Below are 14,295 nucleotides of genomic sequence, written 5' to 3' on the forward strand. Positions count from 1 at the left end.
CACAAACTATGAAACAAATCATACAATCCTTTAAAACAGGAGAAACTATATTAGAAGAATTGCCTGCACCACAAGTAAAACGTGGTCATGTACTTATACAAACTACTAAATCTCTAGTTTCTCTTGGAACTGAGCGCATGTTGGTAGAATTTGGGAAATCTAATTTGATTTCCAAAGCACGTCAACAACCGGATAAAGTTAAAATGGTACTTGATAAAATCAAAACTGAAGGTTTGATGCCTACATTAGAAGCCGTTTTTAATAAATTGGGAGAGCCACTTCCGTTAGGTTATTGTAATGTAGGTAAGGTTATAGAAGTAGGTGAAGGCGTTTCAGAATTTAAAGTAGGTGATCGCGTTGCTTCAAATGGTGGACATGCGGAATTTGTCAGTATTCCAAAAAACCTGGTAGCCTCTATTCCAGATAATGTAACAGATGAGCAAGCTGCTTTTACTGTTATAGGTAGTATAGGTCTTCAAGGAATCAGATTGTGTGAGCCTACGCTAGGCGAAACTATTGTAGTTACCGGATTAGGTCTTATAGGTTTAATGACAGCACAACTTTTAAAAGCAAATGGATGTAATGTTATAGGAATAGATTTTGATCAAACGAAACTTAATCTTGCTAAAAAATGGGGCATTACTACAATCAATCCAGCACAAGGAGAAGATCCTGTTAAAACCGTAATGCAACTTACAGATGGTGTTGGAGCTGATGGAGTTATTATCACCGCATCAACTAAATCTAATGATGTTATTTCGCAAGCTGCACAAATGTCTCGTAAGAGAGGTCGAATCATTTTAGTTGGTGTGATAGGTTTGGAGTTAAGTAGAGCAGAATTCTATGAAAAAGAATTATCATTTCAAGTTTCCTGTTCTTATGGACCAGGACGTTATGATGAAGATTATGAGACTAAAGGAAACGATTATCCTCTTCCTTTTGTAAGATGGACAGAAAAACGCAATTTTGAAACTATACTGAGTTCGATTTCTAAAAAGTATATAGAGGTGGATCCTTTAATAACTGAAGTTGTTGAATTAAAGGATTACCTTAAGATCTATGGAGAAATTGGAAGTTCTAAATCAATAGCCTCACTGCTTAATTACAGTGATATCACCTATTCTAATACCATAACTGTTTCTCAAAATAGGGGTAATTCTAGTAATAAATCAAATAAAGGAGTTGCTATTGTTGGAGCTGGAAATTTCACAAAAATGACTATGTTACCAGCCATGAAGAATCTTGGTATGGATTTACAATATATAGTAAGTTCAGGTGGTTTATCTGGAACTACTCTTGCAAAAAAGTTTCAGATCATTCAAAGTACGACGGATTATGACCAAGTTCTTAAAGACGCTAATATTAATACGGTAATGATTACCACTAGACATCACTTACATGCTCCGATGGTAAAAGCTGCTCTAATGGCTGGTAAGAATGTCTTTGTAGAGAAACCTCTCGCGCTTAATAATGAAGAACTTAAAGATATTATTAATGCTTATAATACGAGTGGGGCTACGCTAACTGTCGGATTTAATCGTAGATTTTCTCCACATGCTTTAAAAATGAAAAAAGCAATCGGTTATGGAGATACACCAATTAATGTAATTGCCACGATGAATGCGGGAGCGATACCACCAGATGTATGGGTGCATGATCTTAAAGTTGGTGGTGGGCGTATTATAGGAGAGGCATGTCATTTCATAGATTTAATTTCTTACTTTACAGGAAGTAAAGTAGTCTCTGTTTGTATGAATGCAATGGGTATAAATCCTGAAGAAAATACCGATAATGCAAGTATATTATTAAAGTATGAAAACGGATCGAATGGGGTAATAAATTACTTTGCAAATGGAAGTAAAGCTTACTCTAAAGAGCGTGTTGAAATCTATAGTCAGGAGCGCACTCTCGTTTTAGACAATTGGAGAAAACTTAAAGCTTATGGCTTTAAAGGGTTTAAAGGGATGAAGTCAAAGTTGGATAAAGGTCATAAGAGTCAGTTTACTTTACTTGCTCAACAGATTAATTCAGGAGGTGATTCGTTAATAGAATTTGAGTCATTGGTCAATACTACTCAAGCATCATTTGCTGCCATCGAGAGCTTAAAATCTCAATCTTGGGTAGACGTAATGAATTAGCTTCTTATTATCTCTTTTGCGAAAGTAGAATAAGATTAGCTAAATTCTAGTAAATATAGCTCCATGAACTTGAAAAATGCACTTCGAATTTATCATACTATTAAATACTTAAAGTGGAAACAAATAAAGTTTCAATTATTATACAGGTTTAAGGCGCTTTATTATAAAGTACCAAATCCTGTTGATGTAAAATTGGAGAAGCTTCCTATTTGGAAACCTGTATTATTTAATAGTAAATCCTATGAAAACGGTACTTTCTGTTTTTTAAATGTTGAACAAACTTTTGAAAACACAATTGATTGGAATTTTTCCGACTATGGAAAGTTATGGACATATAACTTAAACTACTTTGAATTTTTAAATTCTAAAGAGTGTCGCTCAAAGGACGGTTATGAATTAATTAAAGATTATTGTCTACAACGAAATAAGCTTATAGACGGCCTAGAACCTTACCCAGTTTCATTACGCATTATGAATTGGGTTAAGTTTTTAACATTTCATCAAATTAATGATTCTTATATTAATGGCGTTATTGCAAATGATGCAAAAATTTTAAGAGAACATCTGGAATTTCATATTCTTGCAAACCATCTTCTTGAAAATATTTTTGCTTTGTATATGGCTAGTATCTTTTTAGATGATAAAGTTTTGTACACAAAAAGTTTAAAGCTTTTAAAAGACGAATTAAATGAACAGATTTTGAAGGATGGTGGTCATTTTGAACAATCACCTATGTATCATCAAATAATTCTTTATCGTTTGTTAGATGTTATTAATTTTAATATTTGTAATAAGATTGATATTGATATATTGTTGATCTCAAAAGTTAAGAAAATGCTCTCTTGGTTAGAAAAAATTTCTTTTTCTAATGGTGACATTCCCTACATAAATGATGCCGCACCAGACATTGCTCCTACAACTGTAGAGCTTTTAAATTACGCTAAATATTTAGATATTAATTATCTGCAATTACCTTTATCAGATTCTGGCTACCGCAAAGTGAATACTTCAAATTATGAAGTCGTTGTGGATGTTGCAAATATTGCTTCTAATTATCAACCGGGACATTTACATTCTGATTCCTTGCAATTTATTATGTATTCTAAAGGTAGACCACTTTTTGTTGAAACGGGAACTTCTACATACGAAAAAAACAAGTTGCGTAATTATCAAAGATCTTCTGCTGCTCATAACACAGTAGCGGTTGGTGGAAGAAATTCTTATGATGTCTGGGGTGGATTTAGAGTAGGTAAGAGGTCTGAGTTAAAACTTCTTGAAGATACGGATTACAAGATTAAAGCTGAATTAAATTTGTTTTTTGGAGGAACACACCATCGTTCTTTCGAATTTCTAAAAAAAACTTTGGTTATTAAAGATCGAATCACATTTAAGTATAATGTGCCTCATGAAGCTCATTTCCATATTGATTATAATAAAAATGTAGACAAAGGAACTCAAGAGAATACCTTTATTGTAGATAATAACATTCTTATAAGTTTTAAACACTTCACATCTATACAGCTTCAAAAATATAATCAATCGATAGGCTTTAATAAAACAAAAGAGGCTTCGAAAATAGTTGTTACTTTTGCAAATCAATTGAAGACTACTGTTGAATTATGAGAATACTTTTTTTAACTTACTATTTTGAACCAGATTTGTGTGCAGGATCTTTTCGTAACACTTCATTATTCAATGCTCTTATCGAGAGTAAGTCAGTAGATACTACGATTGATGTGATTACTACTTTTCCTAATAGATATGATTCTTTTGATGCAAATGCAAAAGCTAGAGAGATATACGAAGAAGGTATAGTTGTGCATAGAGTTCAATTACCTAAACATGGTAGTGGTCTTAAAGGTCAAATTGTTGCCTTTAAACATTTTTATAATCATGCACATCAATTAGTTAGTGATAAGGAATATGATTTAGTTTATGCATCTTCTTCGAGATTGTTTACAGCTTTTTTAGGCTCTAAATTTGCTCGTAAAAATAAAGCAACTTTATACCTAGATATTAGAGATATTTTTAGAGAAAGTGTTGTTGAAATATTTAATTCCAAAGCAATAAAGTTTGGTTTAAATTTGTTTTTAAGACCTATTGAAAAATATACATTTAGTCGAGCAAATCACATCAACTTAGTTTCTAAAGGATTTCAAACATATTTTGAAAAATACAATCAAGCCTCATTCACTTATTATACTAACGGTATAGATCAGATTTTCATAGATCAGTTTGAATCAACAGTACCTGTTGCTAATAATGTTCATAAGAAAACCTTAATCTATGCTGGAAATATGGGAGAAGGGCAGGGATTAGATAAAATAATACCGCAAGCAGCTGATAAACTTCCTGAATATACCTTTATTTTAATTGGTGATGGTGGTACAAAAGTAAAATTAAAGGAAGAAATTCAAAAATTGGGACTTACTAATGTTGAACTGCGTGATCCTGTTACAAGAAAAGAACTGATCGAATTGTATCAAGAAGCCGGCTTTCTTTTCTTACATCTCAATGATTACAGGGCTTTTGAAAGGGTTCTACCTTCTAAGCTTTTTGAATATGCAACTTTCAATAAACCGATAGTGGCAGGAGTTGGTGGTTATGCAGCTGAATTTATTAAAGAAGAATTACCGGACACTTTACTTTTTAAACCTACAGATTCAGTTGAATTGGTAAATTTATTAAAAAACTTTAATGGATTGATTACTGATAAATCAAATTTCATTAGTAAATTCAATCGTGCCAGTATAAATAAATCAATGTCTATGTCTATCATCAAGGCTCATGAATCATAACATCATTATATCCGGCGTAACAGGTTTCGTAGGTAAAAATTTAGTTCCCTCTTTAGAGAATAAAAACTGGTTTGTTACTCCGCTTTCGCGAAAGCGAGAACAGAATAATACATCATTGAACTATGAGAATTTAACTATAGACGATTTTAATGCTGCTTATGCATTCATTCACCTTGCGGGAAAAGCACATGATTTAAAGAAAACTTCTCTAGATGATGAATATTACGAAGTAAATACAGAGCTTACTAAGAGCTTATTTGACTTATTTTTGCAGTCCGACTCTAAAGTGTTTATATATTTTAGCTCAGTAAAAGCAGTTGCAGATGAAGTAAAAGGAATCTTAAAAGAGGATCATCCTTATGAGCCAGGAACTGTTTACGGTAAATCAAAAGCACTCGCTGAACAGTATTTATTGAGTAAGACCATACCGTCAGATAAAAAATTATACATCCTTAGACCTTGTATGATTCATGGTCCAGGTAATAAAGGAAATTTAAATTTATTGTATAAAGTAGTTTCTAAGGGAATTCCATATCCACTAGCATCTTTTGATAATAAGAGATCTTTTGTTTCTATTACCACTATTACTGAGGTAATAGAGAATTTGTTAACTAGACTACCTAATTCTGACGTATTTAATATGGCAGACGATTATTCAATTTCTACCAATGAATTGATAAAAGTAATGGCTCTTGCAATTGATAAAAAACCTAAATTGATTTCTATAAATTCTACCTTCATAAAATGGATGGCTAGTGTAGGTACTTTATTGCGATTACCTTTTAATAAAGAACGATTACAAAAGCTGACAGAATCATATGAAGTAAGTAATAAAAAGATGAAGACTGTTTTAAAAATTGATACACCTTTTGATACTAAATATGGTTTAACAACTACTATACAATCTTTTAAAACTATATAATGATCTATATTCTCGTTTTTATAGTGTTAGCTATACTATCTTTTATTTATTATAAGCTAGCAGATAGATTCAATATCATAGATAAGCCTAATCACAGAAGTTCACATACTCAGATTACTATAAGAGGTGGTGGTATCATATTCTACATTGCATTGCTTATTTTTTTCATTACCAGTGGTTTTGAATACCCATATTTATTTATAGGCACAACCATTATAGCATTGGTAAGTTTCATAGACGATTTAAGGCCACAACCACCAGCATTACGTTTGCCAGTTCAATTTATTGCTATTGCTTTGGCTATTTATCAGGTAAGTTTAGACTTCCCTTTAATATCATTAATTCTATTGTTGATAGTTGGTGTAGGGTTTGTAAATGCATTCAATTTTATGGATGGTATCAATGGGATAACCGGAATGTATTCTATAGTGATTGTAGGTTTTTTACTTTTTTTTAATATTTATGAAGCTACTTTTGTAAATGTAGACTTACTGTATTATTTACTTTTTTCTCTAATTGTTTTTGGTTTTTATAATTTCAGAAAAAAGGCGCTGTTTTTTTCTGGAGATGTAGGAAGTATTTCTATAGCGGTGGTTTTGTTTTTTCTGGTTTATCAATTTTATCTTACATTAAAAGCTCCAGTAGCTATTTTGTTAGTCGCAGTTTATGGAGTAGATACTGTACTAACAATCATACGCAGAATTAAGATGAAAGAAAAAATTTCAGAAGCACATAGACATCATCTTTATCAATTATTTGTTGATTCAAAACGGTTTTCTCATATCACTACTTCATTAATGTATAGTGTAATTCAGTTATTATGCTGCATCATTGTTTATTACAGCTTTCAGTTGGGATTATGGGAGCAACTATTAATTGTTACACTAGTTTTACTTTCGATTACCTTTTGTTATGTTTTCTTTGTTCGTTACTTTCTTAAAATGCGTCTGAAAGCATCATAAAATATGAAAAAACGTATTTATTTATCACCGCCAATTTATGGTGATCAGACTGTTTTATCTATACCATCAAGTATAAATGTTTATGATGACATCTATAAAGATATTGATGGTTTTGAGAAAATAGTCAAAGATTATTTAAATACGGATAAGCAGGTTGTTGCTCTCAATTCTGGTACATCAGCAATTCATATGGCTTTAATTCTTGCAGGTGTTGAAGAAGATGATATTGTACTGTGTCAATCTATGACTTTTGTTGCCTGTGCAAACCCTATTTTATATCAAAAAGCAAAACCAGTGTTTGTTGGTAGTGAGGAAAGTACTTGGAATATGTGTCCAGAGGCTTTAGAACTTGCGTATCTAGAATGTGTTAAAAAAGGAAAAACCCCTAAAGCTATAATTGCAACCAGCCTTTATGGTATGTCCAGTGATATGGATGCTATTGGAAGCTTTGCTAGAAAAAACAGTATAAAGTTAATTGAGGACAGTGCTGAAGCTTTAGGTGGAGCGTATAGAAATGAAAAACTGTCCACCATAGGAGATTACGGAATTTTGTCTTTTAATTTAAATAAAATAATCACAACAGCTGGTGGAGGAATTTTAGTTGTGAATTCAATAGAAGAGAAGCAAAAAGCACTTCATCTAGCAACTCAAGCCAAAACAAATTTACCATACTATCATCATGACACCCTAGGATATAACTATAGGTTAGGTCATATAAATGCAGCCCTAGGAGTAATACAGTTTAAAGAATTAGAAAATAACCTTCAGAAAAGAAAGGCCAACCATAATTTCTATGAAGAACTATTTAAACATATGAGTGGAATATATGTTCATAAAGAACCCGATAGTCATTTTATTTCCAACCACTGGCTCAGCGCTATTCTAGTGGATCCTTCAAAAACAGGTGGAATTACTCCAGAAGATATCAGACTTTCCTTAGAAAAAGACAATATAGAGTCCAGACCATTATGGAAGCCTATGCACATGCAACCACTTTATAAGGACTATCCTTATTACGGTAATAAAGTTTGTGAAACTTTATTTGAAAATGGATTGTGCTTACCTTCTGGTTCTAATCTGACAGATGAAGATAGACAACGCATTACAAGCTCTATTCATACTATTTTTGATAAGTAGTTGTGGTTCGCTTTCGCGAAAGCGTATTAATAACAATTTATAGATTTAGAAAGTCGGTAACACTCAACTAGTGCTATCGACTTTTTTATTGGTATCCATAACTATAGCATTTAACGAGACTTATTCATTTCACGAAGGGATTTATGAGCATGCAAGTCTTTCATATTCAGTCTAAGGAACTATTCAGTTATCAAATAAAACTTAATAACTTAACCTACGCTTAATGTAAATCCACTACGAATTTGTAGCAATAACAATATTTTTGTAATTCTATAAAATCGTACAAATGAAAAAAATATTACTATTAGTGGCTTTTTGTGCTGCATTTGTTTCCTATGGACAAACAACTGTATCTTATGATTTTTCTAGTTCTGGGGCACAGTCAGGACTCAATGTTAGCTCACCTGGAGTGGCATTAGATGCGAATATCGGTTTTGGTAGTTTTAAAAACTCGGGTTCTTCAAATCCTGGAATTTTTAGTAGTCAATTGAGATTGTATCAAAATGCGACCAAAGGAGGCTCTATTGTAATTTATCCTAGTAATGGTGTTATTATAACTGATATTACTATAAACGCTTCTGGAAGAACTGGTAATGCGGGCTATAGCGTAGATGGCGGAGCAGTTGTTAATCTTTCTTCTAGCACATCATATGTGATAAGCGGTATTTCGGCTACCTCTCAAGTTGAATTTTTTCAACGAGATAGTTCTAGTTCAAATAGAATTTATGTTGACACTTTCGATGTGACATACATGTCTGCTGGTCCAGTAACTACAACTCTTCAATTTGATCCCAATGCGTTAACCGTAAATGAAGATGCTGGTACGGTTGATCTTACGGTTTCTATTTTTAATGAATCAGCTACAACAGCTACTACTGCAGATGTCGTACTAACCTCTGGTACGGCAAGTAATATCGGGAACTATATGACTCAGGCTCTTACTTTTCCAGCTGGTTCTTCAACCAGTCAGACGGTAACCGTTACTGTGACTGATGATATGCTTGCAGAAATGGATGAGAATTTTGTATTTGAATTACAAAACATACAAGGTGGCGATATGGCTGCTGCTGGATTAAATAATGAGTTTACCTTAACCGTTTTAGAAGATGATGTAGCACCTATATCACTGCCTTATACAGAGTCATTTGATGATTGTGCAAATAATGCATGGGTATCTTTTGATGAGGCTGGCGATGATGAATGGCTTTGTGGTTCAGGTTCATATACTATGAATGGTTTTGGAGGTACTGATGATATCGATTGGTTAATTACTGAAGCGCCTGTTTCATTTCCTGCGATGGCAAGTATTAATCAAATTGAAGTGACTACATCAGAACGTTATGGAAATGCTATAAATGAAAGTGGAGAGTTTTTATTAAGGTATTCTACAGATTATGATGGTTCAGGAGATCCTACTACAGCGACATGGACAGATTTGACTTTTGATCCTAATAATACTTCTTCTAGTAATACTTATTCGGCTTCTTCTACTACTGTGGTTGACGCTTCTGCTATTCAAGGTCAGGCTTATATCGCATTTTTATATGATAACACAGGATTAGATGCTGAAGAATGGGGACTAGAAGAAATTGAAATTACTACATTACCTGCTAATACAAACCTAGCTCCATCAGTAACTAATATTTCAAACAGTCCATTAGTACCAGCTTCTACTGAAACAGTAACTATCAATGCAGATGTTACAGATGCAGATGGTCTTGCTAGTGTGGTATTAGAATATGGGTTTGCAACAGGTGCTTATGATCAGCCTTCAGTAACGATGACTTTAAGCAATGGTGACACTTATACAGCTAATATACCAGCGTTAGCTGATGGTACTACAGTGTATTATCAAATAGTTGCTACAGATGCTAACGCGGCACCAGAAACTACAACGACTACCGAACAATCTTATACGGTAACAGATCCGCAACCACAAGGATTGCAAGTGGATATGGTAGATACCAACTATCTTATTGATTTTGATAATACGGTAGCTAATGTTAATAATGGAGCATTTAATGGTTCTGGTTTTGCAATGGTACCTACTGCGGGACAATTAGATGCTGATGCTTTTGCTATAACAGGTTTAGAAGACGGAACCACCTCTTTTGGAGATGAACAATCTGGTAATGATTTCGGTAAAGGGACCTCTGATGGTGGAGTAGGTTCAGGTGGTATCTATGCCTTTGAAGTTGCGCCTGGTGATTTTGCACTAGGTGTGCAGCCTACCCAAAGTGATTTTACTCCAGGAACTATCCATTTTCAATTTACAAATAATACCGGAGTAACGATAACAGATTTATCTGTAGCTTATGATTTTTATATATTGGATAACGAAAATAGAGCAAATGATTTCAGATTCTCCCATGGATCAGATATCAACTCACTTACTGAAATAACTGATGTTGCTCTTACATCTATGTTAGGTCAAGATGTGATTGAAGAATGGAAACGTAATTTGATAGCTCTGGATTTGACAGGTTTAAATATAGCTAGCGGTGCGACTTATGTTTTAGCATGGTCCTCTGCAGATAGTGGAAGTAGTTCTTCTGATGAAATCGCTTTAGATAATATACAGATTTTGGCTAATCCTAGCTCAGAAACTATTGTAGCCGAAGGTATTTATGAATCGATGACTTTGTTGAGTTCAGTATCTTTAATAGATGAAACTGAATTGAATAGTCATTTAAAGTTAGTTTCAGGAAATCTAATCACTAATGATCAGCTGACTTTTAATTCCATAGATGGTAAAAGTGCGGTTATAGAAGAGGTGATTTCTGGTTCTATAACAGGTGATGTTACGGTAGAACAGTTTTACCCAGCACAACGTGCCTTCAGGTTTGTAAGTTCACCGGTAGATATGACGGGAACTATTTTTGATAATTGGCAGCAAGGTGGATTAAATCCTGGCGATGCAGGATATCAAGCAGGAATAGGAACACAAATTACGGGTGGAACATCTGGTGGATTTGATATTTCGGGTTCTAATAATCCATCTGCTTTTACTTTTAGTAATGATGGAACACAAGCCTGGCAAACTCCAACTGCTACTGATGATATGAATGCTTCTTTAAGCGCAGGAACACCTTACCGATTATTCATCAGAGGAGATCGTTCCATAGATTTAACGATTAGTGATACGCCTAATGATACCAAGTTAATCACTACAGGTGAACTAAAACTAAACGATGCCATTCAAACTTTTGATGCTAGTTTATCTACAGGTGATTTTGTATTTGCTGGTAATCCTTATCAGGCCAAAGTAGATGTAGGAGCGATGATATTTGACATGGCAACTAGAACTCAAGAAGACATGAATCCTAACTTTATGTACGTATGGAATCCACAAGCTGGTACAAGAGGTGCTTATAGAGCTTATGATTTTCGAGATTCCACTAGTACTCCGACAGATGGAGAAGTAGCTGGCGAATTACAACCTGGTCAATCTATGTTTTTACAAATATTAAATGATGCAGATACAGATGTGCCAAGTGTAACTTTTAAAGAAAGCTATAAAGTATCTGGTTCTAACTTAACATCTACGTTTAGTGTACCACAAGGATTTTTAACTTTAGATGTTTACAATTCAAACGCTACAGCATTGGATGGTCTTAAAATCAATTTTGATTTGAATGGGCTAGACATAGTAGATTCGTTTGATCTATTGAAGATTGAAAATTTAGATGAAAATATTTCGATTATCAACAATTCTAATAGACTTGCCATAGAGAGTCGTTCTAATCCTACTGACGGAACCATAATTCCTTTAGAAATCAAGCGATTTAACGATGGGAACTATGATTTCAAAACTAGATTATCTGGTGTAAATAATTTGAACACCTATTTATATGATGCTCATACTAATCAGTATCATCTCATAGCTGCAGACGTAATAACCACTATATCATTAAATTTTGATATCACAGTTCCTTCCACAGTGACATTAGATAGATTTTCTATATACTTCTCAAATGTTACTTTAAGTGAGTTAGATGTCGTTAGAACTGATTCTATTACAATGTATCCGAATCCGGTAATAGATGGATCATTACAAATTAATGGTTTGAGTAACGATACTGAATCATTGGTTCAGATTCACAATTTATCGGGACAATTGTTAATTCGTCGAGATTTTGAAGCGCACAATGATCAAGTCATCCTGACTAATTTGGATAATTTAAATATGGGTGTATATTTGTTAACTATACAGCAGGGCAATAATCGCTTTGTTGAAAGGATTGTTATCAAATAAAGCGAAACTTAATAATCAGGTATCTATATGATAGATTAGATTGTAGTTTTATATTCATATAGAAGAATTTAAAAGGGTAATGGTTACATTACCCTTTTTTAAACCAATTAATATTAATACAATGACTTGGGATTATTTTAAAAAAAGATTGTCGCATGTTCTACTCAACGGAGATAACGATTTAAAGTTTAGAAATATATCGTATCTGCCACGCTGGGCTGTGGTAGCAATAGATTCATTCATTGTCATTCTATCATTTTTAATAAGCTATTTATTAGTTGAAAATTTATCGGTTTCATTTTATCCATCTTTGACCATCTTACAGCAAGGCTTTGTAGTTTGTTTGGTTCAGTTTTCATTCTTTTTCGTTTTTAGCACTTATGCAGGCTTAATAAGGCATAGTACGACTATAGATATTTTAAAAATAGCTTTAGCTGCTATTTCAGCAGCGGTAGCTTTGATGATGATTAGTTATGGTTATCATTTACTTTTTGAAAAAAAACTTTTCTTAGTTCCTTTTCTAGCGATATTTGCCACGGTAACTTTTGGTTTAATGTTATTGTTCAGAATGGTGGTAAAATCTGTGTATCAGCTTTTTACTAATCTTAATACTTTAGAGAAAAAAAGGGTACTACTATTAGGAGTTAATGATGACACTATTTCAGTAGGAGAAGCTATGACAATATCTAGAAATCAAGATTTTGATTTAGCGGGCTTTGTATCTTTTACTAAATCTCATTCAAAGATTAAGATCTTAGGAAAGCCTATTTTTAAGTATAGCAGTGATTTATATGAAAATTTACAACCTTATGATATTGACGGTATTGTTATCGTAGGAAATACAATTTCTAATAAACAAAAAAACAATATTGTTGATGAATGTCTTAATTATGGTATACAAATTTATAATGCTCCAGTTATTAAAGAATGGAATGATTCTGAGAGTGTTCAAGGTAATATAAAAGAAATCCAAATTGAGGATTTATTAGAACGTAATCCAATTGTACTAGATGATTCGTTAATTAATGAATATCTTAATAACAGAATTATATTAGTCACTGGTGGTGCAGGTTCTATAGGTAGTGAAATTGTGAGACAAGTATCTCAGTTCAATCCTAAAAAGCTTATTGTTCTGGACCAGGCCGAATCTCCTTTACATGAGCTTGAACTAGAATTGAGGTCAATGTTTACGAACGTTGCTTTCGAATTTGTATTAGCAGATGTAGGTAATTTAAAGAGATTGACTAATCTATTTAACAAAGAGGACATCTCGGTTGTCTTTCATGCTGCTGCATATAAACATGTGCCTCTTATTGAAAACAATCCTTCAGAAGCTGTATTTGTCAATATTATTGGAACAATGCATCTTGCCAACCTTAGTTCTCAATTTGGTGTGGACCGATTTGTAATGGTTTCAACAGATAAAGCAGTAAACCCTACTAATGTCATGGGTGCTTCAAAGCGTGCTGCAGAAATCTACGTCCAGGCATTACAAGCTAAAGAATCAAAAACATGTTTTATTACAACTCGATTTGGAAACGTTCTAGGTTCTAATGGTTCTGTAATACCTCACTTTAAGAAGCAGATTGCAGCTGGTGGTCCGGTAACTGTCACCCATCAGGATATAATAAGATATTTTATGACGATACCTGAGGCATGTCAGCTAGTGTTGCAGGCTGGAACTATGGGGCAAGGTGGAGAAGTTTTTGTTTTTGATATGGGGAAGCCTGTTCGAATCATGGATCTTGCTGAGAAAATGATTAAACTCTCTGGATTTGTACCTTATGAACAAATTGATATTAAAGTCATAGGTTTAAGACCTGGTGAAAAGTTGTTTGAAGAATTATTAAATGATAAAGCAAAAACGCTACAGACGCATCATAAGAAAATTATGAGGGCAAAAGATCAAGTTCTTTGTATGGAAGAGGTTAATGATTTTGTTATTGATATAGCTGCTGCTGCAGAACAACAGAATAACACTTTAGTTGTAAAAAAATTAAAGGAATTAATACCAGAGTTTCTAAGTCAGAATAGTATTTATGAAGAGCTCGATAAAGATGTCAAAATAAGAACCTAAAATCTT

The 14,295-nt window shown here is 33.3% G+C and carries 8 protein-coding genes; all 8 read left to right on the forward strand.

Annotated elements, in window-relative coordinates; genetic code table 11:
* Positions 1 to 8 precede the first annotated feature (8 nt).
* Complete coding sequence (locus ACJJVI_RS09090; protein ID WP_405351544.1) at positions 9 to 2,138, forward strand: bi-domain-containing oxidoreductase; 2,130 nt, start codon at positions 9 to 11, stop codon at positions 2,136 to 2,138.
* A 69-nt stretch (positions 2,139 to 2,207) separates the two neighbouring features.
* Complete coding sequence (locus ACJJVI_RS09095) at positions 2,208 to 3,761, forward strand: heparinase II/III family protein (RefSeq protein WP_405351546.1); 1,554 nt, start codon at positions 2,208 to 2,210, stop codon at positions 3,759 to 3,761.
* Complete coding sequence (locus tag ACJJVI_RS09100) at positions 3,758 to 4,936, forward strand: glycosyltransferase family 4 protein (RefSeq protein ID WP_042271483.1); 1,179 nt, start codon at positions 3,758 to 3,760, stop codon at positions 4,934 to 4,936. Before ACJJVI_RS09095 ends, ACJJVI_RS09100 begins: the two co-directional genes overlap by 4 nt.
* Positions 4,926 to 5,858: an NAD-dependent epimerase/dehydratase family protein gene (locus tag ACJJVI_RS09105; protein WP_042271480.1), complete on the forward strand. Its 933-nt coding sequence runs from the start codon at positions 4,926 to 4,928 to the stop codon at positions 5,856 to 5,858. The genes ACJJVI_RS09100 and ACJJVI_RS09105 overlap by 11 nt, the downstream gene beginning before the upstream one ends.
* Positions 5,858 to 6,820, forward strand: coding sequence for a glycosyltransferase family 4 protein (locus ACJJVI_RS09110; protein ID WP_348021348.1), 963 nt, complete (start codon positions 5,858 to 5,860; stop codon positions 6,818 to 6,820). The genes ACJJVI_RS09105 and ACJJVI_RS09110 overlap by 1 nt, the downstream gene beginning before the upstream one ends.
* Before the next feature lie 3 nt (positions 6,821 to 6,823).
* Positions 6,824 to 7,957, forward strand: coding sequence for a DegT/DnrJ/EryC1/StrS family aminotransferase (locus ACJJVI_RS09115; protein ID WP_405351549.1), 1,134 nt, complete (start codon positions 6,824 to 6,826; stop codon positions 7,955 to 7,957).
* 286 nt (positions 7,958 to 8,243) lie between these two features.
* Positions 8,244 to 12,212: a T9SS type A sorting domain-containing protein gene (locus ACJJVI_RS09120; RefSeq protein ID WP_405351551.1), complete on the forward strand. Its 3,969-nt coding sequence runs from the start codon at positions 8,244 to 8,246 to the stop codon at positions 12,210 to 12,212.
* A 121-nt stretch (positions 12,213 to 12,333) separates the two neighbouring features.
* Positions 12,334 to 14,289, forward strand: coding sequence for a nucleoside-diphosphate sugar epimerase/dehydratase (locus ACJJVI_RS09125; RefSeq protein WP_348021345.1), 1,956 nt, complete (start codon positions 12,334 to 12,336; stop codon positions 14,287 to 14,289).
* Positions 14,290 to 14,295 lie beyond the last annotated feature (6 nt).

Source organism: Nonlabens sp. Asnod3-H03 (genome assembly GCF_045063665.1).
Classification (GTDB): Bacteria; Bacteroidota; Bacteroidia; order Flavobacteriales; family Flavobacteriaceae; genus Nonlabens; species Nonlabens ulvanivorans.